At 38.4% G+C, this 23,581-nt stretch carries 23 protein-coding genes; 7 read left to right on the top strand and 16 right to left on the bottom strand.

Annotated elements, in window-relative coordinates:
• The first annotated feature begins 39 nt into the window (after positions 1-39).
• On the top strand, positions 40-1,227 hold the full coding sequence (gene mnmA / locus ASG01_RS05030; RefSeq protein WP_055860782.1) for a tRNA 2-thiouridine(34) synthase MnmA: 1,188 nt from the start codon (positions 40-42) through the stop codon (positions 1,225-1,227).
• Between the two features lie 33 nt (positions 1,228-1,260).
• Here the strand turns inward: mnmA and ASG01_RS05035 are convergent, their stop codons facing one another.
• The 9 genes from ASG01_RS05035 to ASG01_RS05075 form a co-directional block, all read right to left on the bottom strand.
• A complete protein-coding gene (locus tag ASG01_RS05035) occupies positions 1,261-2,004 on the bottom strand; it encodes a LytR/AlgR family response regulator transcription factor (protein WP_082498291.1) in 744 nt (247 codons plus the stop codon).
• Positions 2,005-2,042: 38 nt separating this feature from the next.
• Complete coding sequence (locus ASG01_RS05040; RefSeq protein ID WP_055860785.1) at positions 2,043-2,327, bottom strand: 2TM domain-containing protein; 285 nt, start codon at positions 2,325-2,327, stop codon at positions 2,043-2,045.
• A 30-nt stretch (positions 2,328-2,357) separates the two neighbouring features.
• On the bottom strand, positions 2,358-2,654 hold the full coding sequence (locus tag ASG01_RS05045) for a 2TM domain-containing protein (protein WP_055860788.1): 297 nt from the start codon (positions 2,652-2,654) through the stop codon (positions 2,358-2,360).
• A gap of 165 nt (positions 2,655-2,819) precedes the next feature.
• Positions 2,820-3,386 (bottom strand): methyltransferase family protein, encoded by a 567-nt coding sequence (locus ASG01_RS05050; RefSeq protein WP_055860791.1) that lies wholly within the window; start codon positions 3,384-3,386, stop codon positions 2,820-2,822.
• The gene (locus ASG01_RS05055; RefSeq protein WP_055860794.1) at positions 3,373-3,687 is read right to left on the bottom strand and encodes a 2TM domain-containing protein; all 315 of its coding nucleotides are present in this window, start codon (positions 3,685-3,687) and stop codon (positions 3,373-3,375) included. Before ASG01_RS05055 ends, ASG01_RS05050 begins: the two co-directional genes overlap by 14 nt.
• A complete protein-coding gene (locus ASG01_RS05060) occupies positions 3,677-5,002 on the bottom strand; it encodes a 2TM domain-containing protein (protein WP_055860796.1) in 1,326 nt (441 codons plus the stop codon). Before ASG01_RS05060 ends, ASG01_RS05055 begins: the two co-directional genes overlap by 11 nt.
• A 70-nt stretch (positions 5,003-5,072) precedes the next feature.
• Positions 5,073-5,717: a hypothetical protein gene (locus tag ASG01_RS05065; protein ID WP_055860799.1), complete on the bottom strand. Its 645-nt coding sequence runs from the start codon at positions 5,715-5,717 to the stop codon at positions 5,073-5,075.
• 48 nt (positions 5,718-5,765) lie between these two features.
• Entirely contained in the window at positions 5,766-7,991 is a 2,226-nt protein-coding gene (locus ASG01_RS05070) for a TonB-dependent receptor (RefSeq protein ID WP_055860802.1), read from the bottom strand.
• A gap of 172 nt (positions 7,992-8,163) precedes the next feature.
• Positions 8,164-10,287 (bottom strand): carboxy terminal-processing peptidase, encoded by a 2,124-nt coding sequence (locus ASG01_RS05075; protein WP_055860805.1) that lies wholly within the window; start codon positions 10,285-10,287, stop codon positions 8,164-8,166.
• Positions 10,288-10,427: 140 nt separating this feature from the next.
• Here ASG01_RS05075 and surE point away from each other — a divergent pair, with 140 nt between their 5' ends.
• Entirely contained in the window at positions 10,428-11,198 is a 771-nt protein-coding gene (gene surE, locus ASG01_RS05080; protein WP_055860808.1) for a 5'/3'-nucleotidase SurE, read from the top strand.
• A 36-nt stretch (positions 11,199-11,234) separates the two neighbouring features.
• Here surE and ASG01_RS05085 read toward each other — a convergent pair whose 3' ends face one another.
• From ASG01_RS05085 to ASG01_RS05100, 4 genes are read right to left on the bottom strand one after another with little or no spacing between them, the layout of a single operon-like run.
• A complete protein-coding gene (locus ASG01_RS05085) occupies positions 11,235-12,638 on the bottom strand; it encodes a radical SAM protein (RefSeq protein ID WP_055860810.1) in 1,404 nt (467 codons plus the stop codon).
• Between the two features lie 12 nt (positions 12,639-12,650).
• On the bottom strand, positions 12,651-12,884 hold the full coding sequence (locus ASG01_RS05090) for a hypothetical protein (protein ID WP_055860813.1): 234 nt from the start codon (positions 12,882-12,884) through the stop codon (positions 12,651-12,653).
• 27 nt (positions 12,885-12,911) lie between these two features.
• Entirely contained in the window at positions 12,912-13,136 is a 225-nt protein-coding gene (locus ASG01_RS05095; protein WP_055860816.1) for a hypothetical protein, read from the bottom strand.
• A gap of 2 nt (positions 13,137-13,138) precedes the next feature.
• Positions 13,139-13,906, bottom strand: coding sequence for a prolipoprotein diacylglyceryl transferase (locus tag ASG01_RS05100; protein WP_055860818.1), 768 nt, complete (start codon positions 13,904-13,906; stop codon positions 13,139-13,141).
• A 48-nt stretch (positions 13,907-13,954) separates the two neighbouring features.
• Here ASG01_RS05100 and ASG01_RS05105 point away from each other — a divergent pair, with 48 nt between their 5' ends.
• Positions 13,955-14,995, top strand: a complete 1,041-nt coding sequence (locus tag ASG01_RS05105; protein ID WP_055860821.1) for a GMP reductase — start codon at positions 13,955-13,957, stop codon at positions 14,993-14,995.
• 60 nt (positions 14,996-15,055) lie between these two features.
• On the opposite strand, the gene fabG is transcribed toward ASG01_RS05105, so the two are convergent.
• The 3 genes from fabG to ASG01_RS05120 form a co-directional block, all read right to left on the bottom strand.
• Positions 15,056-15,802, bottom strand: a complete 747-nt coding sequence (gene fabG, locus ASG01_RS05110; protein WP_055862207.1) for a 3-oxoacyl-[acyl-carrier-protein] reductase — start codon at positions 15,800-15,802, stop codon at positions 15,056-15,058.
• 101 nt (positions 15,803-15,903) lie between these two features.
• Positions 15,904-16,581, bottom strand: coding sequence for a 16S rRNA (cytidine(1402)-2'-O)-methyltransferase (gene rsmI / locus ASG01_RS05115; RefSeq protein WP_055860824.1), 678 nt, complete (start codon positions 16,579-16,581; stop codon positions 15,904-15,906).
• Positions 16,582-16,583: 2 nt separating this feature from the next.
• Entirely contained in the window at positions 16,584-17,741 is a 1,158-nt protein-coding gene (locus ASG01_RS05120) for a hypothetical protein (RefSeq protein WP_238584503.1), read from the bottom strand.
• Positions 17,742-17,852: 111 nt separating this feature from the next.
• Between ASG01_RS05120 and ASG01_RS05125 the strand changes: the two genes are divergently transcribed.
• Genes ASG01_RS05125 through ybeY form a run of 4 tightly spaced genes read left to right on the top strand, consistent with a single transcriptional unit; the run spans position 17,853 to position 23,493 of the window.
• Positions 17,853-18,437 carry a thymidine kinase gene (locus ASG01_RS05125; protein WP_055860830.1) on the top strand — a complete coding sequence of 195 codons (585 nt, stop codon included), beginning with the start codon at positions 17,853-17,855 and terminating at the stop codon, positions 18,435-18,437.
• A gap of 28 nt (positions 18,438-18,465) precedes the next feature.
• A complete protein-coding gene (locus ASG01_RS05130; RefSeq protein ID WP_055860833.1) occupies positions 18,466-20,913 on the top strand; it encodes a bifunctional UDP-N-acetylmuramoyl-tripeptide:D-alanyl-D-alanine ligase/alanine racemase in 2,448 nt (815 codons plus the stop codon).
• Positions 20,914-20,915: 2 nt separating this feature from the next.
• The gene (locus ASG01_RS05135; protein ID WP_055860835.1) at positions 20,916-23,072 is read left to right on the top strand and encodes a patatin-like phospholipase family protein; all 2,157 of its coding nucleotides are present in this window, start codon (positions 20,916-20,918) and stop codon (positions 23,070-23,072) included.
• Between the two features lie 4 nt (positions 23,073-23,076).
• Complete coding sequence (ybeY, locus tag ASG01_RS05140; protein WP_055860838.1) at positions 23,077-23,493, top strand: rRNA maturation RNase YbeY; 417 nt, start codon at positions 23,077-23,079, stop codon at positions 23,491-23,493.
• The last annotated feature ends 88 nt before the right edge of the window (positions 23,494-23,581 follow it).

Consider the following 23,581-nt stretch of genomic DNA (forward strand, 5'->3'; position numbering starts at 1 on the left):
ACTCTTCGCGTTTCGCAGGGTTTAATTTAAATTAAAAGAATGAAAGTAGTAGTAGGTCTTTCCGGAGGTGTAGATTCCAGCGTTACCGCGTATCTTTTGCAGCAACAAGGGCATGAGGTGGTGGCACTTTTCATGAGAAACTGGAACGACGCATCCGTGACTTTGGAAGACGAATGCCCGTGGATTGAAGACAGTAACGATGCCTTGATGGTTGCACAAAAACTTGGAATTCCTTTCCAGGTGATCGATATGAGCGATTTATATAAGGAGAGAATCGTTGATTATATGTTTGACGAATATCAGAAAGGACGCACACCGAATCCTGATGTTCTGTGTAACCGTGAAGTAAAATTTGATGTTTTTATGAAAACGGCAATGTCTCTTGGCGCCGATAAAGTAGCCACAGGACATTACGCACGCGTTAATTCAACAACCGACGAAAACGGAAAAGAAATTTTCCATCTTCTCGCAGGGAAAGATAATAATAAAGATCAGTCGTATTTCTTGTGCCAGCTGAATCAGGATCAGCTTTCAAAAGCGCTTTTTCCGATTGGTGAACTCACAAAACCACAGGTTCGTGAAATTGCGAAAGAAATCGGTTTGGTAACCGCTGATAAAAAAGATTCTCAGGGTTTATGCTTTATTGGGAAAGTAAGTTTGCCTCAGTTTCTGCAGCAACAACTGGTTCCGAAAGAAGGAGAAATCGTGGAGATTTTCGAGAATTCTCCATTATTTCAGGAAAAAACTCCAGAATTTACATCAAAAGAAGAAGAACTTGAATTTTTAAGCCGAAAAATAAACTATCAGAAATCTGACGGAAAAGTAATCGGAAAACATCAGGGCGCACAGTTTTTTACGATCGGCCAAAGTCGTGGTTTAGGAATCGGCGGGCATAAGGAAAGTTGTTTTATCATCTCGCGCGATATGGAAAACAATATTATTTTCGTCGGCGAAAGCCAACGTTTTCCTGGTCTGCATAAAAAAGCTTTGAAAGTAAATAATGAAGAAGTGCATTGGGTGCGTGAAGATTTAAAACTGAAAAATGGCAAATCAATGCGTGTAAAAGCCAGATTCCGTTACCGACAGGAACTTCAGGATGCAACAATTTTTCAGTTTGAAAATGCTTTTTACATGGAATTTGACAATCTCCAGTCAGCGATTGCTGAAGGGCAGTTTGCAGCCTGGTATATGGATGACGAACTGCTGGGAAGTGGCGTTATTGCATAAATTTAAAGGATTATTGGAAACGGTAATCTTTTTTTATTGTACCAACCAATCTTTAAAATCTTTCACACGCTCGCGGCTCACCGTAATTTCTTCTGCCGGCTGGAAGTTTAATTCTACTTTATAGTTTGGAGATGTGTGGATATTCTTAATATAATCTGAGTTAATGATAAACTGGCGGTTTACTCTGAAAAACTTCTTATCATCAAGCGTTTCAGTCAGTTCGTCCAAAGTAAAGTCTGTAGGATAAACGCGCTCCTGCGTCTGCAGATAAACGATTTTATTCTCACTGTAGAAACAACTGACTTCTGAAGTCTGGACGATCTTAAGATTGTATCCTATTTTTACCAAAATTCTGGACAGCGTATTCTTTTCAGTCTTTATTAATGATTTGATTTCCTGCGAACTAACTACATTTCCCTGCGGCACAAAACTTTTATATTTTTCTACCGCATTCTGCAAATCTTCATCCAGTATTGGTTTTAACAGATAATCAATGCTGTTCAGTTTAAAAGCTTTCAGTGTGTATTGATCGAAAGCAGTAGTATAAATGATGAATGCTTTTGTTCCGACTTTTTCAAAAATATCGAATGACAAACCGTCGCCAAGCACAATGTCTGAAAAGATGAGTTCGGGATGCTCGTTTCCCGCAAACCAAGAAACTCCATCTTCCACAGATTCTATCTTTGCAACCAGTTCAATTTCAGGAATTAAACTCAGCATTCGCTCAAGTTTTCTCGCGGCCGGTTTTTCATCTTCGATAATTACAGTGCGGATCATTTTACAGGAAAATTAGATTTATTACGTGTCTAAAAGTATTAAAATTTTTCAGATAAAGGTTGTTTTTTCATTTTATCGACCTCGTTTCTGTAGATGCTTTCTTCCCATTCTGCGTTGAAAATAAAAAGTTTGGCAACTCTTGCAATGATGATGACCGCCCAAATCGTCAGGATAAAAGATCCGCCAATATTTGGTAACAGGAGTTCTCCGGTCTTATAAAAATTTCTGAAAATAATAATGATAGAAATGATGGCAAACCAAAAAATACTTTTGTACAACTTTTTTATTTCCTTTACTCTGTAGTAAGCGCTTTGATAATTCATGATCGTAAATTTTATTTGTTAATAGTAATTTTAAAAATTTATTTTTGATTTTTTCTCCTGCTCCATCAGCTGTCTGATTTTTTTCTCTTCCCAGTCTTTTCCAATTCCGAAAGTATTGGCACCGTGTGCGATAAGACCAATTCCCCAACCCAGCATCGGCCAGTAAAACCAAAGTTCGCGAGGTGAGGTGAGCATATTTAAAATAAATAAAAACGGAATCACGATGCAGTACGAAGTGAGATTTCCGTAGAAACTTTTCAGTTCTTTTACTCTTCTGGCGGCTTTTTCGTAAGCTGCGTTTTCTTGGTTTGAGCTAAAATTTTCCATAACGTCTTGTTTTTAAATTGTTTTGTTCTGTTTTGATAATTCAAAGATATCGCGACCGGAAGCCTCAAATCAATTTTATGTAACCGAACCGTCGAAAACGCAGACCGAACAGCAAAAATCCCGACATCAGCGATATCAGGATTTTTTTTTCAGCTTTAAATCAGTTTAAAACAGATAAGGAATCAGCATTTTTGAAGACTTTTTATACTGTAAATATTCTTCGCCAAACTGATTTGTGAGCACACGCTCTTCGATTTTAATTCGATACAGAAAAGCACAGAAAACCGGGACAAATGCAATCGCCAAAGACAGCCAGTTATTCAGATATAGACCAAGACCAAGAAAGCTCGTGAGCGCCATCGTGTACGAAGGATGCCGCACGTAGCGGTAAAACCCGTCTTTTTTCACCTGATGATCTTGCCTTATAGAAACATCGACTGTAAAATATTTCCCAAGCGATTGGATGATCATAAAACGAATGACAACGCCCAGGAAAATCAAGAAAATTCCTGCAAGCTGAATCATCTGATTTGTTGAAATAGGCAACACGATTTTATCTGAAATATATACCGAAATAAATACCGACGGCAAAATCACGATCCATAAAATATTCAGCGTGGAATGATCTTTTTTCGCAGCATTGCCGACCGATTTCAGCTTTTGTTTGTAGTAAATTTCGCTCGCGAACCAGAGAAAAACCGCGGCAGAAAATATAATTTCACTGGTTGTCATTTTTTTTATTTTTATCTAAAATTTCATTAATTTTTTTCTCTTCCCAACGTTTACCAAAACGGATGTCTGAAGAAAAAGTCTGAAGCGCGTGCGCTCCCAAACCGATTCCCCAGAAAAATGGCAACTGCAGAATCTTCCAGCTCCACGGATCTTTTCCGGAATACATCTCATACAGATTTACTCCTAAAATGAGAATATTCACCAACAGATAAACCACAAGATGTTTATAAAAACCCTTCTCTTTTTTCATCTGTTTGTAGGCGGCTCGGTATTCCCGCGAACGGTTTTCACTATTTTCCATGATTTCGTTTTTGCTTTTCTAAAATTTTCCTGATTTTCTGTTCCTCCCAATTGGTTCCGATGGTAAATACACTGATTCCATGTGAGATAACGCCAATTCCCCAACCGAGCATCGGCCAGTAAAACCAATATCTATTTGGTGACGTAATAAGATTTATGATAATTAAAAATGGAATGACGATGCAGTAGGAAATGAGATTTCCGTAGAAACTTTTAATCTCTTTCACACGCTGGCGCGCACGTTCGTAGCTTTCGTCTTGGGTTTCCACTTTTGCAGTTGTGATATTTTTTTTCTCATCTAAAACCGGAAGTTTTACTTTAAAATAATCTTCAGACTTTTCGATAAAAACATTCTTTTTGGTCAAAAGGGCGTACCTCTGAACGATATTCGAAAGTCCGATTCCTGCGCTTTCCTTCATCTGCCCGCGCACCTGCAGATTATTTTCGATGCACAAAGTTCCGTTTTCGGAAAAGATTTTAATTATTAACGGCCGCGAAGACGTTGCGAAATTATGTTTAATACAGTTTTCCAGCAAAAGCTGCAGCGAAAGCGGCACGACAAATCTTCTCAGCTCATCTTTCTGCACATTAAATTCAAAACCAACACTGTCTTCAAATCTCGTTTTCAGAAGATCGCAATAGGTTTTCGCAAATTCAATCTCGTCTTCCACAGTGACCAGTTCTTTATCTTTCTGCTCCAAAACGTAGCGGTAAATTTTAGACATGGAAGCCGTAAATTTCTGTGCCTGCACCGGATTTTCGTCAATAAGCGCGCTTAAAACATTTAAAGAATTAAACAAAAAATGAGGATCGAGCTGATTTTTCAGACTCTCAAACTGAGCATTGGCAGATTTGGCAATAAGTTTCTGTTCTACAACTTCCTTCCTCGAATTTTTTCTAAGCTCTTCCATAAAGCCTTTCGCATGGAGAAATGCCGAGATCAGCAACGCGAGATTGATCATAAACCAATTCATGAAGTTGTATTTCCCGTCAAGAAATTCCTGCGTGGTTGCAGATTTTTGGAAAATCACAAAATTCACATAATTGCAGAAATAAACCAGCACAAAGTTAACCACCAGAATAGAAACAATACTGATCGCAGCGCGCTTTGAAGTGACCTCAGACCACGGAAATTTTTTATTCAGAAAGTTGTTCAGAAAACCGTTTCCAGCGCCCAGAAAGAATGAATACATCGCAGAGACTGCAAAGCTGAGCAAAAATTTGTGCAGCGATTTTTCATCGGTAAAAAACACAAAGAAAAAAGTGCCCGTCGCGAGCGAAATCCAGAGAAGACTGATGAGATTTTTGGGTTTCATGCGGTGCGATTATTGCTGAATAGTTTTGAAATTTGAAAAGAAAAAACCTCCTTTGCAGAAGGTTTTGAGATTATTTAATGTTGGCCATCATAAAATCGGCCTCGCCTTTTCCCCAGGTCGGATCTAATGCATTTTTAGGTTTAAATGTTTTAAACTGTTCCATCGCTTTTGCAAAAAGTTTTTTCCCTTCCTCCTTACTTCCACCGTACTGTTCCGGCGTGTAATACGTGTCTTCAGCTTTAATCAATGTTACACGCGGATTTTCAGGATTGAGTTTTTCTGCAGCAGCAAGTTCCTGCTGAGCTTTCATTCCCATCGTCATAAAACGCTCCATCGGGTTTACCATCATTCTGAGCGAGTAAATCATTTTCTGCAAAAGTTTAATTTCCGAATTGTTTTTTTCTACGCTTTCTGCAACATCTACAAATTTCTGAGCCTGATCAGCAATCGCATCCAGATCGTCCATTTTCCCTTCACGCATCAGCATTCTTCCTTTTTGGATGTAGGCGAGCGCGGCGTAATATTGTGGCTGCCATTTGTCTTTTTCTTTGTCGGCAATTCGGCCAAAGTCATTGGCGAGTGCCTGAAATTCTTCTGTTTTCTCCGTCGACTGCACTTTTGCAATTTTCTCGGTCATCACTTTCTCGTAAGAAGTCTGAGCATTAGAGAACGTCCCAAGACAGATTAAAGCAAAGCTTACAACTAATTTTTTCATGATTTCTAAATTTTAAGGTTGAATATTATGTTTAAATTTAAATGAATTTTAAAGATTATTATCGATTGCTTCCTGTGTTTTATCAATCCCGAAACTGATCAGCAAGCCAACATAGACAAAAGTCTGGGCGGCAGGAAGAACTGGTGCGCTGAGGCTTCCGTCAGACGAAAAACGGTAGCCATAGACATTTTTATTTCCTAAAATATTATTAACACCGGCCACCAAAATCGTAAAGGCTTTCGCATCTTTTTTTCCAAGATTTGGCAGGTAATTCAGACTGAAATTTAATGAATTAAAGTCTTTCACCTTACCTTCTCCTAAAAGTACATTCGTTCCGTTTTGTGCGACAATATTGTAGAATGGTCGTCCGGATGTGTAAGTGTAAGAAAAATTAAATCCTGTTTTCCAAGTGGTGACAAACTTTTTGGCGACAACTGAAATGTTGTGTTTGGCAGCAAAATTCGGGTAAAGTTCCGTTGGATAGTTAAGAAACTCACGCTTGCTGTCGAGATATGAGTAAGAAACCCAATAATCTACATCTTTAATACTTTTTTTGTCTCTCCAAAGCACTTCCACACCTTTCGCAAAACCGCTTCCGTAGGTTGGTAAAACAAAATTCTGAAACCCTGAAGTCTGCGTTTTTACCAGATTTTTGTAATCTTTATAAAAAGCTTCCAGACGCAAAGTGCGGTTTTCTTCACTTCTCTGAATCTGAAAAATATAATGTGTAGCTTTCTGAAAATTCTGTTTAAAGTTTTGATTGAGAAATTTAGATTCCGGAGTCTGATAAAAAATTCCGTATGCCAGCGAGCTCACCCATTTTTCTGAAAGACGGTACGCAGCAGAGAATCGCGGCGCAAAATTCCATTGGTTCAGAAAACTCGAATTTTCAGCCCGTACGCCGAGACTTGTAGATAAATTTTTGCTTAAAGACAAATTATTTTCTGCAAACAGAGCCGTTGTAAAATTCTGGACGGAAGTATTTTGTGAAGGCGCACCGAAAACGGAAGATTCGGTTTTATCATTTTCTGAAAGCAATTCAAAACCTGCTTTAATGTTGCTCACAGCAGCAATTTTTCGCTCAAAAACCGCTTTGCTGTTCCAGTAAATACCTTCGTTATGCGTATTCACTGTTCCGAGCTGAGTTCCGCCATTCAGAATTCCTATTTCGAAATCACTTTTATTGATGCTGAAAGACGATCCCAAATTCATCAGATATCGGCCAATTTTCTGCTTGTAAGTAAGACTGTGAAAGGTATTGTTTCCGTTGACTGAAGGTTGCTGCTCGTCATAATTTTTCTCTAAACTCGGTTGAGAAACAGACAGTGTATTGGTATCAAAACTTCCATAATATTTCAGAAAACCGCCGGCTTTTGTTTTAATTCTAAAATTTCCGTTGGCAGAAATGCTTCTTGGAGCTTTAATAAAATCGGTTTCAAAATTCAAAACTTTGGTCACCAGATTCAGATCTGAAATGCTGGCTGCCACCCCGTAACTCGCATTTTTATTTTTGTTTAAATGCTGATAATCACCACCCAACGCAAACGGAAAAATACTGAAAGAATATGAACTCTGCTCTGGCATATCAATACTTTCCAAAAGCAAAACCGAAGAAAGCGCCTGACCGTAAAGTGCAGAATAACCGCCACTTGAAAATACACTTCCTTTAAAAATTGAGGTATTAAAACGCTCGCGTCCTGCCAGTCCAGGCACCGAGTTGCTGAAATAATTATTCACCAGATTTCCGTCGATGAAGAATTTGGTTTCAGATCCTGTTCCGCCACGCACAAAAAGTCCTTCACTGTCACCCGCATTCTGCACGCCAGGAAGAAATTTATAGCCTGTCGTAGTCTGGCCTTGAGAACCGGCCGTGGTGTAAATGTCTCTCGGTGTAAGCGCTGCTGTTGCCCGCTTTTTGTCGCTTGCTTCAATAGTCCCAACGGAGATCACAACAGCGTCGATTTCGCTGATCTGCTCTTTCATTTCGGTATTAACTGTCAGACTTTCATTCCCGATGGAAATAGCCTTTTCTGTCGCTGAATATTTTGGATGAGAAAATTCAAGAATATAATTTCCTTTTTCTGAAGTTTCAAAACTGAAATTCCCGTCTTTATCGGTCGTAGCGCCGTCGTATGTATCTTTCAAAGTGACATTGGCTTCAGAAATCCCTTTATTTCTGTACGAGACTTTCCCCGAAATTTTCACCTGCGAAAAAGTGATGACCGAAAAAAGGATGAGAAATAGAAAAAAGATTTTTTTAATCTGAGGGCTCATGGTTATTAGTTTATTGATCAAAAGTAGTACAGAATTGGGCTTCGTTCCATAAAACTTTTGCCGACCGGTTATTTTTCGCTGCTGAACGGTCAAGTTTAAAACAAATCCCGATTTTAAGCATAAAAAAACGGCAAAGTTTACGCTCTGCCGTTTAAATAATATTGTTTTGAAATTAAGATTTCATTTCTCCTATCACGTTTACTGCTTCCTGAAGATATGTGTCTTTTTTAAGATTTTTCATCCACACTTCAGATTTTTTCTTGAAAGCTTCATCTTTCTTTTCTCTTTCAATTTCTGCAGGGAACATGGTAAAATTTAACCCATTTTCATATTTTGTCAGCGCTTTGAATTTCTCAATCTGCGCTTTACGCTGCTTCATCAGTTCATTAAATTTATTAATGTTGAGTGTGATGGTTTCTTCTTTATCCAATTGCTCTCTCCACTCTGCAGATTCAAGCAAAAGCTGATAATTGGTATTTTTTGCCAGTCTTGCCGCGCTTGATTTCTGTAAAGCTGCTACATCAAAATAGGTCATTTTCTGAAATTTAGCACTCGGAATTTTATCCCAAGCCAACGCAAAATCGTCATATCGCTCACCAATTTCAGCATATGTAAAGAAATCTTTCATCTGAATATCAGACACGATTCCCTTTCTTTGGTTCGATTCGCCGGTAATTCTGTAAAACTTCTGAATCGTAAGTTTTAACGAACCGAAATCATCTTCGGTATTTAAAAATCTGTTCAGATCAACGAATGTCTGCACCGTACCTTTGCCGAAAGATTGTGGCGAACCGAGAATCACTGCTCTTCCATAATCCTGCATTACGCCGGCTAGAATCTCAGAAGCTGAAGCAGAAAGTTCGTTCTGCATAATCACTAACGGACCTGTCCAGACCGGTGTTTCCTGCTTATTTTTTAATGTCTGAATCTTGCCGTTTCCGTCTTTCACCTGAACGTATGGCCCGGCATTCATGAATAATCCCATGATGTCGCCCACTTCTGTAAGTGACCCGCCGCCGTTGTTTCTAAGGTCTAAAATAATTCCTTCAATCCCCTGAGATTTCAGTTTGATGATCTCATTTTTAATATCATCAGAAGCATTTCTTCCTTTGGCATCTTCGAAATCTGCGTTGAAACTCGGCAAACTGATAAAACCGTATTTTTTACCGTTCTGAGAACTCACCGTGATGCTTTTCGCAAACGTATCTTCGATCGCCACTTCTTCACGGATCATTGTCACTTCCTTGATCGTTCCGTCTTTTTTCTGAACTGTGAGCGTTACCGGTGTTCCTTTTTCACCGCGGATTAATCTCACAGCTTCATCAGAAAGCATTCCTACCACATTTACGGCATCTTCTTTTGGACTTGATTTTACCTTGAGAATTTTATCGCCTTCAGAAAGCTGTTTTGATTTCCATGCAGGAGCGCCGATTGTCAGTGCGCCTAAAAATAAATTTCCTTTTTTCTCCTGAATAATAGCACCGATTCCGATCACTTTTCCTTTAAACTGTGTATCAAAATCATCTTTGTCTTTTGGAGAATAATAATTGGTATGCGGATCGAAAACCTCTGTGTAGGCATTCATATATACACTAAACCAATCCATTTTCTTTCTTTTTTTGAATCTTGTAAAGGATTCTTTCACCAGATCTTTCACCTCATCAGTCGCTTTTTTAAGTTTTTGATCCTGCGTTAGAATTTCTAGTTTAATGGTGTCTTTCAGCTTGTATTTCTGCACAGAATCTTTTTTCTCTTTCTGCGCAGCTTCTTTGCTGTTCATCGATTCCATCTCCTGAAGGATGTTGTACTTGATGAATTTTTTCCATTCGTTGTACTGCTCCTGCTTGTTTGAAGGCACATCTTTCACTTTCGCTTCAAGAGTCAGCGTTTCATCTTCCTGCAGATTAATGGGCTTGCTGAAAATATCCTGCGTTACTTTATCAATCTCATCATAGCGCTGATAAAGCCGGTCCACAGTAAGTTTATAAAATGTAAGATCGCCGAGGTTGAGATAATCATCAAGCTTGGTTTCATGTTTTCTAAACTCATCCATATCAGACTGCAGAAAATATCTTTTTCCGGGATCGATCATTTCAAAATAATGCTTGTACACATCTTTTGAGTACGCATCATTAATCTGTTTCGGGCTGTAATGAAGATAAGAGAGGGTATTTTTTACACTCACCATGATGGTCTGCATTTTCTCGTCATCATTTTTCGGCGAGTTGAAGCAAAACATCAAGCTGGTTAGCGGTATAAGAAGTAGAAATTTATTGATTTTAAAATTTTTCCACATAAATAAGAAAAGTATATTGATTAAATTTTTGTTTTAAATGAGTAGCAATAATTAAAATTGTGTTACAGCATTATCAAATTTAAGACCTTATTTATTAATTTCGGTCAGATTTAAGTATTTTTGTTAAAATTAAAATTTTTATGGAAAAGCCACTAATTCTGGTCACAAATGATGATGGAATCACCGCTCCGGGCGTAAGAAACCTTGTGGAGTTTATGAATGAAATAGGAGAAGTGGTGGTGGTCGCTCCCAACTCTCCACAGAGCGGAAAAGGCCACGCTATTACCATAAATTCGACTTTAAGTTTTGAAGAAGTGACGATGGATGGCCCGCAAACAGATTTTTCCTGTTCAGGAACGCCTGTAGACTGCGTAAAAATGGCGCTTGATAAAATTCTTACCCGAAGGCCTGACATTGTGGTTTCCGGGATTAATCATGGAGCCAATTCTTCCATTAATGTTATTTACAGCGGAACGATGTCTGCGGCTGTAGAAGCCGGTGTGGAAGGAATTCCTGCAATCGGTTTTTCTCTGCTCGATTTCAGCTGGGATGCCGATTTTTCTCATGCTAAAACGTACATTCAGGAAATTGTAAGAAAAACTCTGGAAAACCCAATGCCTAAAGGAGTTGTTTTGAATGTAAACATCCCGAAACTTTCTGAAAACGAAATAAAAGGCGTGAAAGTCTGCAAACAGGCCAATGCTAAATGGGAAGAAAGTTTTGACGAAAGAGTAAGCCCGCACGGCAAAAAATATTACTGGCTGACTGGATATTTTAATAACATGGATCAGTCGGAAGATGCTGACGAAACGGCTCTGGCAAACGGTTACATTTCTATTGTTCCCGTAAAATTTGATCTTACCGCGTACGAATACATGAATACGCTGAGCGAGGTGATGAATTTCGATTAAAATATAAAAGGCGTGAATACCATCACGCCTTTCTTTTTAAAATAAAACCCTATCCTCTTTTCTCAGTTCTTCCAGATATTTGCTTTTATCGTCGCGGTAAAAAAGATTCATAGTTTCGAAAGGAATCATTTTTAAATCTTTATTCACAATGTGCACGCACGATTTTTTCACAGCGCGTACATCAAAATCATGCGCATCCATAAAATTCATAATGATGATTCTGAAAAGATTGTCATAGTCTAAATTCGGTGCCGAAACATCAGGAAGACAGCATAATAATTGGTTCACTTTCGGCTGCACTTTATCCACAGAAATTCCGGTGCTGAAAATATCAAGAAGCTGCATCTGCAAACCGGTATCCTGTTCGTAGACAATTGTATTTTTGGTTTCATTATTCAGCAAATCTGCGGGATTAATGTAGCGCGTCAGAGGAATCACCTCACCTTCAAGTTTTAAAATATAACCCATTGCGAGCGCATCCGGATTACACGGAACGGGAATGATATCGTCTCCATTCAAAAGCGGAAACTGGTTTAAAATCTCCTGACGCACTTCTGTCAGCGTAATTTTTTCGTGGCTAGAATCTTCGCGGTTTCTTCCGGCAATTTCTACCGGCTGAAAGGTAATTCCGCGTACGCATTTCTGCTTCAAAGCAAAATCGATCAGTTTTCCGATCTCATCGATGTTTTTATCTTTTTGCAGAACAATCACCAGCGTTGTGGAAAGATTGAGTTCATTTAATTTTTCCAAAGCTTTCATCCGAACGTTGGTCAGATCTTTCCCGCGGAAATCTTCCAGAACTTCCGGCTTAAAAGAATCAAACTGAAGATAAATTTCAAATTCCGGAGCGTACGTCGCGAGTTTTTCTGCAAAACCTGGATCATTCGCGATACGGATTCCGTTGGTATTGAGCATTAAATGTTTGATCGGTTTTGTTTTCGCAATATCCATAATTTTAAAAAACTCCGGATGTATCGTCGGCTCGCCACCGCTGATCTGCACCACATCGGGCTGACCTTCGTTTTTCACAATCACATCAAACATCGCTTCGATCTGCTCGAGGCTACGGTGACTTCCGTAATGCGGCGACGACATGGCATAACACGTTGGGCACGTCAGATTGCAGCGGTCGGTCACTTCCACGATTGAAAGACAGCTGTGCTGCTCATGATCTACACACAATCCGCAATCGTACGGACAGCCATAAATGACATCAGTTCCAAAATGGATCGGTGTTTCTGATGCTTTATTAAAATTTCTGATATTTTTATAATACGCGACATCAGAAGCAATTTTAGTTTTAAAAAAACCATGATCCGGACATTTTTTGGTCATAAAAACCGCTTCATCTTCGATGATAATTTTGGCACCGACTCTTTTGAGACATTCGGGGCAAAGACTGATTGTATAGTCGTAATAAGTATAATTTCTTACCGGCATATTTTTATTTTTTTACATTCCTCCGCAGACGAAACCGCTGATTAATCCGCCAATAAGCATGGAGATCAAAACGGTTTTCCAGAATTGTCCGGAAGAGAATTTTTTATCATTTTTTGATTCGTAAATAACTTTCGTGATTGCAGCAATCACTAAGGAGAAAAAGAAAACCACAATAAGGATCAAACCGATGATCATTGCGACCAATCCACCGAGATCTCCCACTTCCAATACAGTCAGTATTTTCATAAGTTCAGCTGTAATTTTAAATAATATTTACATTCCACCGCAGACAAACCCGCTGATGAGTCCAAGAATTAAAGTCGAAATCAGCATCGTAAGCCAAAACTGTTTTCTTGTAAAAGTTCTTCCTTCTTTCGACTGGTAAACAGCTTTTACGATCGAAGTAATCACTAAAGACACAACAAAAAGTACAGCAAGTACTATCGCAATAATAAAAACGATGAATATTTCAAATCCGGCTTCTAAAACAGTGATCATATCTATTGGATTTCTATTAAACTTGGCTTCTGCAGAATTTTTGTGCTTTTGATTTTATAAATGTAGTAAATTATCATGATCAGACACACGATTTGTATGGTGCCGATATTTCCAATGATTTCGATTTTAGGTTTAATAAAATCCAGCAGAAACCTGAAAACAAAATAACTGAGCATAAAAAGCTGGAAAAGGAAACCTGAAGGATATTTGTTTTTCCGGGCAATCATTTTCAATTCAAACCACATAAAAAGAAGAAAAGCAATCTCATACAGTGCGACAGGATGCCGTTTTAAGCCGTCGCCGAGATTCATTCCGAGAAAAGAACCGGTCGGCAAACCGTACGTTTCTTCATGTACGCCCATAAAAAAACATCCGATGCGGCCAATAATCATCGCCAACAGCAAAGGAAAAACAATCAAATCGCCTGTGCTTTCTCTATGACCAACAATTTTTTTCGCCATTTCCACGCCTAAAAGGCCAAAAGCCAAACCGCCAACAATCGTATTATTGGTCCAGAATCTTTTTACATCGAAATCATTAAAAAATGAAGTTGGATTTTCAAGATTTCCGATGAGTTTTGAACCGATTAATGCGCCTGCCGTCGCGCCGATAAGAATCGCTGCCGAGACATTAAAGGAAAGTTTTTCCGGAGATTTTCTTTTCAGAAAAAAATAATAACGCATCCCGAGGAAAATCCCAATGGTCTCAAAAACCGGATGCGCGAGTATGGTTTGCCCAAAAATTTGAAAAGTAAGCGGGAAATCAATCATTTTCAAAAGTAGTATATTTAAGATTAATTTAGATAAAAAATATAAACTATGCGAATAGAAAATGATATCAAACTCGGTTTCAAAGATGTGATGTTCCGCCCAAAAAGATCTACTTTAAAATCGCGATCTGAAGTAAATCTGGAAAGAGATTTCACATTTCTCCATACCCGGAAAACCTGGACCGGCACACCAATTATCGCGGCAAATATGGATACGGTGGGAACTTTTGAAATGGCTGTAGAACTCGCAAAGGAAAAAATTATTACGGCCGTTCACAAGCATTATTCTGTCGAAGAATGGAGTCAGTTTTTAGACAGTCAGCCGAAAGAAATCTATAAGTATATCGCGCTCAGTACCGGAACGGGAAAATCTGATGAAGAAAAAATTAAAACAATTCTTAATAAATATTCTGAGATCGAATTTCTATGCATCGACGTTGCGAACGGATATTCTGAGCATTTTGTGGATTTTGTAAAAAAAGCAAGAGCTAATTTTCCAGATAAAATCATCATGGCTGGCAATGTCGTAACCGGAGAAATGGTAGAAGAACTTTTGTTGGCTGGCGCCGATATTATTAAAGTAGGAATCGGTCCGGGATCGGTTTGTACAACGCGCGTAAAAACTGGTGTAGGATATCCTCAGCTTTCCGCAATTATCGAATGTGCCGATGCAGCGCACGGTCTGAAAGGTCATATCATCGCAGACGGCGGCTGCAAAGTTCCGGGCGACGTGGCTAAGGCTTTTGGTGGCGGTGCCGATTTTGTGATGCTTGGTGGAATGTTTGCCGGTCACGACGAAAGCGGCGGAGAAATGGTGGAGGAAAACGGCAAAAAATATAAACTTTTTTATGGGATGAGTTCTAAAACCGCTATGGATAAACATTCCGGTGGGGTTGCAGAATATCGTGCTTCTGAAGGAAAAACCGTGAAGGTTTCTTATAAAGGTTCCGTTTTGGAAACGGTAAAAGATATTCTCGGCGGCGTGCGTTCAACGTGCACTTATGTCGGCGCCTCTACGCTTAAAGAACTTTCGAAACGCACTACATTTATCCGGGTTCAGGAACAGGAAAATCAGATCTTTAACGATTAAAAACAAAAAATCCCGCAGAAATAAATTTTGCGGGATTACTTATTTTTATATTTAAAATATTTAAGGCATCAGCATTCCGCCGTCAATATTCAAAGTCTGTCCGGTAACATATGTTGAAAGCTCGCTGGCAAAAAATACGCAGGCATTGGCGATATCTTCCGGCTGACCTCCTCTTTTCATCGGAATTCCGTCTCTCCAGTACTGTACCATTTTATCATCCAGAGCAGCAGTCATTTCAGTTTCAATAAAACCTGGTGCCACAGCATTACAGCGGATATTTCTTGAACCCAATTCTAATGCTACAGATTTGGTAAAGCCAATTACGCCTGCTTTTGAAGCTGCATAATTTGCCTGACCGGCATTTCCCTTACGACCAACTACTGACGTCATGTTGATGATAGAACCTGCTTTTGCTTTCATCATCGGCTTAATCACCGCTTTTGTAAGGTTGAAAACAGAATCCAGATTCACACGCATGATCACATCCCAGTCTTCTTTAGACATTCTTAAAAGCAAATTATCTTTTGTAATTCCTGCATTATTTATTAAAATATCAATTTTGCCGAAATCTGCCATCACGTCATCAATCAGTTTCTGCGCTGCATCGTAATCTGATGCATCAGACTGATAGCCCTTAATTTGTGTTACAGAACTTAAAGCAGTTTCTAATTCTTTTGCTTTGTCTACAGAACCTGCATAAGTAAATGCTACTTTCGCTCCGTGCTGAGCAAAAACTTCAGCAATTCCTTTCCCGATTCCTCTTGTAGCTCCAGTAATCACGGCTACTTTTCCTTCTAATAGTTTCATAGGTGTTGTCGTATTGAAATGTTTATACCGAAAAAATGCTGCCATATTTCCGGTTGCTGGCGGCAAAGATATTATAAATTATTATTTCAGAATATGATCTTTTACCTCAAAGCATTGTTTACCACTAAAACAATCTCCCCTTTCAGCGTTTTACTTTTAGAAAATTCAATCAGTTCGTCGATGGTTCCGCGTTTGGTTTCCTCGAATTTCTTTGAAATCTCACGGCTCAGACTCGCTCTGGTTTCGTCTCCGAAAAATTCTTTGATCTGTTCTAAAGTTGTATTGATTTTATGCGGACTTTCGTACAGAACAATTGTTTTTTTCTCCTCTGCTAATTGTTTAAGCTTGGTTTGCCGGCCCTTCTTTGGCGGAAGAAATCCTGCAAAAAGAAACTCATTATTGGGCAAACCCGAAACCACAAGCGCCGGAATCAGCGCCGTCGCACCCGGAAGACAGATCATATCAATTTGCTCATCAGCGCAGGCTTTTGCTAATAAATATCCGGGGTCTGAAATTCCCGGTGTTCCCGCATCGGTAATAATCGCGATATCCTGTCCGTTTTTCAGATCGGCGATTACTTTATCAGTCGCAGTATGCTCGTTGTGAAGATGATAGGATTTTAATGGTTTTGAAATTTCATAATGCTTCAGCAAAATCCCTGATGTGCGCGTGTCTTCGCACAAAATATAGTCGACTTCCTGCAGAACTTTTACCGCACGGAAGGTCATGTCTTCAAGATTACCGACCGGCGTCGGCACAAAATATACTATTCCGCTCAAAATTATAAGAATTTATTTTCAACCAAAATCCAGAGACGCTGCGCATAATCGTCAACCTTGTCCCACTTTTTATCATAATACAGATCGCTCAGATATTCTTTTGCTTCTTCAATGTTTCGGCAACGGTTCAGGTTGGTTACCGCTTCATTTAAATCTGCCTGACTTCCGTTAAACAGCATTTTAGTAAAAGCCATTCTGTCATTCAGATCAAGCCTGAATTCCGGTTTCTGCTTTTCCGCTTCCATATATTCTGTCGGAATGTTGGTTTTTAAAATACTTCCGCTGTCTGCAGTTTTCGGCGCTGGCTCAGCAGTTTTTCCATCCAAATGATCATCATCAAAAAGACTTTGAATCGATTTTAAACCTTTAATATTCGCAAGGCGAATCTTTTTTTCGCGCTGATAGGCATCGAGATCTTCAAACTGATCATCCGAAGGCAAAACTTCTTTTTCCACAGAGATTTCCTCTTTTTGAATATCTTTTATCGTTCCGCGAACTTCCGTGTCAATTTTAGGTTCTTCATTCTGAGGCTCGTCTTTGATAGAAGACATCAGATTTTCGATGTTAGAATTTTCGGTAAACATTTCATCATGCTGCTGATTGTACCGCTCCTCGCCTTTTTCAACCTCGCCCTCAAGTTCAGCTGCATTTAGATCTTCTTCTTTTTCAGTCTGCGTTGTCTCGTAGTTATTAACGATCAGTTCTTCCTCTTCAAAATTTACCAATGAAGAATCCGTATCCGAAATTTCATTTTCAAACTCATCAATTTCGTTCAGCTGATCCTGAATTAATTCCTGCTCATTTTTTTGCTCTTCTGAAGCTATTTCTTCTGAAAAATGATTTTCAGCAACATTTTCTTCCTGATAATCTTCGTTTTCTGTGAGAATTTCATCCAGACTTTCTTCCTGTGCCGAACTTACCAATGCTTCATGAAACTCATTTTCAACAATATCATGAATCTGACTTTCAAATTTTTCTTCTTCAATGATCTCCGGCTGACTTTCCTGATAAAAATGCTCGGCTTCGTTTTCATTAAAATTATTTTCAGAATGCAGTTTCAGATCACGGAGAAATACTACTTTTTGAGAAAGCTCTTCAATTAAGTTTTGTTTTTTCAGAAGATCTTCTGCGCTCCCGCAAGTCTGTAAAATACTGAGCATATTTTGGCATTCCGAAAAAATTTTGCCGTGTAAATCTTGGATGGTCCGCATAAGAAAATCTTATTAAAATTGTGTACTTTTGATGTTGAAATATTACGGCTAAAATAACAAATGTTTTTAGAAAATACAATTAATCATTCTAAACAGAGCGGCTGGATGGAAGTTATTTGTGGCTCTATGTTTTCGGGGAAAACCGAAGAACTGATCCGCAGACTGCGGCGCGCTGAGATGGCCGGCCAACATGTAGAGATTTTTAAGCCGAAAACCGATACGAGATATTCTGTCGTAGATGTCGTATCGCACAATCAAAATAAGATAAGAAGCACCGCGATTGAAAGTCCGAGCGAGATTTTACTGCTCGGTTCAGATTGCGATGTGGTAGGAATTGATGAAGCTCAATTTTTTGATGACAGCGTTGTAGAAATAGCTAATGAACTGGCAAACAATGGAATTCGTGTTGTGATTGCCGGCCTGGATATGGATTTTCTTGGCCGACCTTTCGGCCCAATGCCGAATCTAATGGCGACTGCAGAATACGTTACAAAAGTACACGCGATCTGCCGCAAAACCGGAAATCTCGCCAACTACTCGATGCGAATTTCTTCCGGTAAAAATCTTGTTGAACTTGGCGAAACAGAAACGTACGAAGCCGTGAGCCGACGCGTTTTTATCGACGAAGTTTTAGATAAAAAATAATGCTGACCACTGCGTCGCTTTTTCTTTTATGAATTACACTTTAGAACAGATTTCAAATATCCCCGGCGCCAAAATTATTGGCGACAAATCTTTGGTAATAAACAATATAGCGTACGACAGCAGAATCATATATTCAGCAAAAAATACCGCTTTCATTGCCATCAATACAGAAAAAAATTCGGGTGAAAAATATATTGAAGAAGCTGTTTCTAAAGGAATTCAGATCATTATTTCAGAAAAAACTGATGATCGCTTCCCTGAAGTTTCGTGGATTACTGTTGATAATTCAGTAGAATTTTTACAGAAACTCGCGAAATTTCATGGTGAAAATTCAGGTTTAAAAACCATCGGAATTACAGGAAGCAACGGAAAAACGATTGTTAAAGAATGGCTTTATCAGTGCGTTTCCGGAGATCTTAAAACAGTAAAAAGTCCGAAAAGTTTTAATTCTCAGATTGGTTTACCGCTATCTCTGCTTCAGATCAAAGAAGATCATATTTTGGGAATTTTTGAGGTGGGAATTTCCAAACCTTACGAAATGGAAACTCTGGCAGATATTTTTTCGCCACAAATCGGATTGCTTACACATATTGGCAATGCGCATCTGGCAAATTTTGTTTCTGAAGAAGAATTAATCGACGAAAAATTAAAGTTGTTTAAAAAGTCTGAGACCGTTATTTTTAATGGCGATAATGATTTGGTTTTTAATAAAATAAATAAAATTTTTTCGCATAAGAAACTCATTTCGTTTGGTTTGAAAGACAGAAATAATGTACGAATCATCAGTGATATTGAGAATGATTCTTTAATTTCTGTTAAGCATTTTGAAGAGATTATTGCATTTCCTGCACAAAAACGAGATGAGGCAACTCTAACCAATGTTTTGGCGGTTATTTCCGTTTTAAAACTTCTTGATTTTGATAATGAAAAAATCATCGAGAAAATCAACCAGCTGAAATCTGTCGAAATGCGTCTGGAATCGATTGAAGGTTCGAGAAACAATCTGATTATCAATGATTCTTTTAACCTTGATCTTGATTCACTAAAAACGGCTTTGCAGTCTTTGAAAGAATACCGCAAAAGAAAAAAATCGATTGTTCTCACCGATATAATCGATGTAAATGCGGATAAAAATGCTTTATATAACGAAGTTTCTGAATTGGTAAATGAACAGAAATTTGAAACCGTTTTTCTTGTAGGAGATGAAATCGCAGAATTTCACAACAGTTTTATCTCTGAAACTTATTGTTTTGATGATACAAAACAACTCATTGAAAGTAAACATCTTAGAGAAATTGAAAATCAAATAATATTACTTAAAGGTGCCAGAAAATTTGAAATAGAGAAAGTAAAAGATTTTCTTGAACTCCGTAAGCATGATACGGTTTTGGAGGTCAATCTCAATGCTATCTTGCACAATATCAACTTTCACAAATCACTTTTGAAAGCGGGAACCAAAATGATGGCGATGGTAAAAGCGAATGCCTACGGTTTGGGAAGCTATGAAATTTCTGAGTTTTTACAGCATCATCATATTGATTACTTGGGAGTTGCTTATGCGGATGAAGGTGTAGATTTAAGAAAAAAAGGCATCACCGTTCCAATTATTGTAATGAATCCTGAGCAGCATAGCTACGAAGCGATTATTGAATATAATCTTGAACCAGAAATTTACAGCTTGCGTGTTTTAGAACTGTTCACTGAAGTTTTAGAAAAAACAGGGTATAGCGAAACTTATCCTATTCATATTAAGCTGGAAACGGGAATGAACCGTTTGGGTTTTAAAAAAGATGATTTACAAAGTCTTCTAGAGTGTTTACATGGAAAAAATCTCACGGTAAAAAGTATCTTCAGTCACCTTTCTTCAGCAGATGTTTCTGAGGAAAAAGAATATACTTTGCAGCAGCTGAAAACATTTCAGGAGAATTCAGATTTTCTGTTGAATAATTTAGAAGAAAAGCCTCTACGACATATTTTGAATTCCTCAGGTATCGGTAATTATTCTGACTATCAGTTTGATATGGTAAGAATTGGTATCGGAATGCTTGGTGAATCTTCTAATAAAGACATTCAGAAAAAACTGCAGTCAACGGTGACTTTTAAAACAGTTATTTCACAGATCTCAAACATAAATAAAGGAGATTCTGTGGGCTACAGCAGAAAATTTAAAGCAGATAAAAACACAAAAATAGCGACCATACCTGTCGGTTATGCTGATGGCATTCCACGCCTAATCGGCAATGCAGTAGGAAAAGTGGGGATAAAAAAGCATCTCGCGCCAATCGTAGGTAATGTCTGTATGGATATGATTATGATTGATATTACGGAAATTCCTGGTGTGAAAGAAGGTGATACGGTGACGGTTTTTAATTCAAATCCAACTTTAAAACAGTTTGCAGAATATTGTCAAACCATCACTTACGAAGTTCTCACGTCGATTTCACCTCGTGTGAAGCGCATTTACATTAAAGATTAATTATGAAAAAAAGTCTCATCATATTATTTTTACTTCAGATTTTCTTCGCCTATTCTCAGGTGAAAGAAGGTCTGGTTATTCCGAAAAAGCCAAAAATCGGACTTTCCCTTGCAGGTGGTGGTGCCAAAGGTTTTGCGCATATCGGCGTTTTGAAAATACTTGATTCGTTAGGCGTAAAAGTCGATTATATCGCAGGAACCAGCATGGGATCGATCGTTGGCGGACTTTACGCCGCAGGCTACACCGGAAAAGATATCGAAAAAATTATTATGGATACTGATTTTTATTCGATCATAAGAGATCCAAAATCGCGTGTAGAAACGACTTTTTTTAATAAATCAGTTGACAAATATCTGCTTTCGATCCCGCTAAAAAATGGAAAAGTAACGTTTCCCTCATCCATAAGCACAGGACAGAAAAATGTTTATTTACTGAAGGAGCTTTTTAAAAATGTTTCAAACGTCGATGATTTTTCAAAACTTCCGATTCCGTTTATGTGCGTTGCAACTAATTTAGAAAGCGGAAATATGACGATTTTTGAAAAAGGTGATCTTGTTCAGTCGATTATGGCAAGTTCTGCTTTTCCCTCCTTATTGGAGCCCGTGAAGGTCGGTGACAGTATTTACATCGACGGCGCAATGACGGTAAATTATCCGTCAAAGCCGCTTAAAGATAAGGGAATGGACATCGTCATCGGAGTCGATCTCAATCAGGATTTATCTGACCGACAGAATCTAAACAATATTATCGCAATTCTTAACCAGGTAATCGATTTTGGAATTCAGAAAGAAACCAAACGGCAGTACGATTACACCGATATCAACATAAAACCCGATCTTAAAGGAATGGGTGCCACAAGCTATGATGACAAGCGTAAAATTCTTGACAGCGGCTATGTCGAAGGTCTGAAATATGTGGATATTCTGAATCGTTTGCCTAAAAGACCTTTTGACCGTCTGAGGCAGATGTCGAGTCCGATTTATTCAAATGTTTATAAAATTGACAGCGTAGAAATTATTGGAAGCAAGATCTATCAGCGCAATTATATTTTAGGAAAGATGGAGCTACGCCTGCCTTCTCTGCAAACGTATGGAAGCATCAACCGTGGCATCGATAAGCTGATTGCAACCAATAATTACAGTTTTATTAACTACGATATTGTAACGACCGGCGGAACAAACTACCTTAAACTATATGTTACAGAAGATGAAGCGCGGCATTTTTTCAAAGCTGGGTTGCATTACGATGACATATTTAAAACCGGTTTGCTGCTCAATTATTCTGCAAAAAGGCTCTTTTTTACTAACTCAAATCTTTCTTTGGATGTTATTATAGGCGATCAGCCGCGGTATTATCTGAATTATATTATAGATAACGGATACATTCCCGGTTTTGGCCTGTATTCGTCAGGAATGAGTTTTGATCTGCGTGGTGAGAACAATATTACATCCGATCAGTGGAAATGGCTGCGCAATGAAGTGTACATACAATCTGTTTGGAAAGATAAATATGCCGTGGGTGCCGGCATCAGCCACGATTATTTTGAAGCTGAATTAAATGGAACAAATGAGCGATACAACCGTTATCTCAATCCGTATGTTTTTCTTAAAAGTGATACGCAGAACGACAAATATTTTGCCACACGGGGTTTTTATCTGAATGCAGAAGGGAAAGTAATTGATTTGCTTAAATCAGATATTCCGAAACGTGTTGTGCAGGTTAAAGCTGATATCAGGATTAATATTCCAGTCGGCAAAAGACTGAGTTATCACCTCAATCTCTATGGAGGAATTACCATTGGCGAAGAACTTCCCGAATATTATCAGTACCGTTTGGGTGGAATTTTCGGACAGAATATTATCAATTTTAAAACGTTTCAAGGATTCTATTTTGCACAGCTTAATACAAATAATGTTGCTTTAATCTCGAATGATCTTCAGTATAATATCTATAAAAATTTCTTTCTCACCGGTAATTTTTCTTTTGCTAATCTTTCAAACAGCATCACTTTTGAAGATGCCGTGAAAGTAAATTATAGTTCAGCCGGTCTTACCGCAGGCTACAAATCCCCCTTCGGTCAGATTAAATTAAATTTCAGTCATGCATTCGACAGCGAACAAAAAGGCATTTTCACAGTAATTCTTGGACACTGGTTTTAATAATATGATACATTTCTTTTACGAAAATACCGAGGAAAAGGTAGATCACAAACATATAAGCTGGCTTGAAAAAATCATTCAAAATGAGAACAAAAAGCTTGGGGAAATCAACTACATTTTTTGTGACGATGAATATATTTTGAAGATCAACCGCGATTATCTTCAGCACGACTATTACACCGATATCATTACCTTCGACTCTGTAAAAGGCAAAACAATAAGCGGTGAGATTTTCGTATCTTTGCAACGCATTTCAGACAATGCTTCTACCCTTTCTGTCCGTTTCGATAAAGAATTAAAACGGGTTTTAGCCCATGGAATATTACATCTCTGCGGCTATAAAGACAAGACAGAAGAAGAAATTTCTGAGATGCGAAATAAAGAAGAATTTTATATTGCAGATTCTTTTTTAAGAGCTTAATCCCGCTATCCGCTCATACTCCTCGCACCTGGCTAAAACCATTTCCGCTGCGGGGTAACCGCTTCTATCGGGGCTAAAGTCAGAAAAT

Origin of the sequence: Chryseobacterium sp. Leaf180 (genome assembly GCF_001424585.1) — a bacterium.
Taxonomy (GTDB): Bacteria; Bacteroidota; Bacteroidia; order Flavobacteriales; family Weeksellaceae; genus Chryseobacterium.

Bases quoted from the DNA above. Each gene is read 5' to 3' on its own strand.
- surE (WP_055860808.1), top strand. From the start codon at position 10,428: ATGGAAAAGCCACTAATTCTGGTCACAAATGATGATGGAATCACCGCT.
- ASG01_RS05090 (WP_055860813.1), bottom strand. From the start codon at position 12,884: ATGAAAATACTGACTGTATTGGAAGTGGGAGATCTCGGTGGATTGGTC.
- ASG01_RS05105 (WP_055860821.1), top strand. From the start codon at position 13,955: ATGCGAATAGAAAATGATATCAAACTCGGTTTCAAAGATGTGATGTTC.
- ASG01_RS05135 (WP_055860835.1), top strand. From the start codon at position 20,916: ATGAAAAAAAGTCTCATCATATTATTTTTACTTCAGATTTTCTTCGCC.
- ASG01_RS05100 (WP_055860818.1), bottom strand. From the start codon at position 13,906: ATGATTGATTTCCCGCTTACTTTTCAAATTTTTGGGCAAACCATACTC.
- ASG01_RS05060 (WP_055860796.1), bottom strand. From the start codon at position 5,002: ATGAAACCCAAAAATCTCATCAGTCTTCTCTGGATTTCGCTCGCGACG.
- ASG01_RS05040 (WP_055860785.1), bottom strand. From the start codon at position 2,327: ATGAATTATCAAAGCGCTTACTACAGAGTAAAGGAAATAAAAAAGTTG.
- ASG01_RS05125 (WP_055860830.1), top strand. From the start codon at position 17,853: ATGTTTTTAGAAAATACAATTAATCATTCTAAACAGAGCGGCTGGATG.
- ASG01_RS05050 (WP_055860791.1), bottom strand. From the start codon at position 3,386: ATGACAACCAGTGAAATTATATTTTCTGCCGCGGTTTTTCTCTGGTTC.
- ASG01_RS05055 (WP_055860794.1), bottom strand. From the start codon at position 3,687: ATGGAAAATAGTGAAAACCGTTCGCGGGAATACCGAGCCGCCTACAAA.
- ASG01_RS05045 (WP_055860788.1), bottom strand. From the start codon at position 2,654: ATGGAAAATTTTAGCTCAAACCAAGAAAACGCAGCTTACGAAAAAGCC.
- ASG01_RS05095 (WP_055860816.1), bottom strand. From the start codon at position 13,136: ATGATCACTGTTTTAGAAGCCGGATTTGAAATATTCATCGTTTTTATT.
- mnmA (WP_055860782.1), top strand. From the start codon at position 40: ATGAAAGTAGTAGTAGGTCTTTCCGGAGGTGTAGATTCCAGCGTTACC.
- ASG01_RS05120 (WP_238584503.1), bottom strand. From the start codon at position 17,741: ATGCTCAGTATTTTACAGACTTGCGGGAGCGCAGAAGATCTTCTGAAA.
- ASG01_RS05070 (WP_055860802.1), bottom strand. From the start codon at position 7,991: ATGAGCCCTCAGATTAAAAAAATCTTTTTTCTATTTCTCATCCTTTTT.
- ybeY (WP_055860838.1), top strand. From the start codon at position 23,077: ATGATACATTTCTTTTACGAAAATACCGAGGAAAAGGTAGATCACAAA.
- ASG01_RS05085 (WP_055860810.1), bottom strand. From the start codon at position 12,638: ATGCCGGTAAGAAATTATACTTATTACGACTATACAATCAGTCTTTGC.
- ASG01_RS05065 (WP_055860799.1), bottom strand. From the start codon at position 5,717: ATGAAAAAATTAGTTGTAAGCTTTGCTTTAATCTGTCTTGGGACGTTC.
- ASG01_RS05075 (WP_055860805.1), bottom strand. From the start codon at position 10,287: ATGTGGAAAAATTTTAAAATCAATAAATTTCTACTTCTTATACCGCTA.
- ASG01_RS05035 (WP_082498291.1), bottom strand. From the start codon at position 2,004: ATGATCCGCACTGTAATTATCGAAGATGAAAAACCGGCCGCGAGAAAA.
- ASG01_RS05130 (WP_055860833.1), top strand. From the start codon at position 18,466: ATGAATTACACTTTAGAACAGATTTCAAATATCCCCGGCGCCAAAATT.
- fabG (WP_055862207.1), bottom strand. From the start codon at position 15,802: ATGAAACTATTAGAAGGAAAAGTAGCCGTGATTACTGGAGCTACAAGA.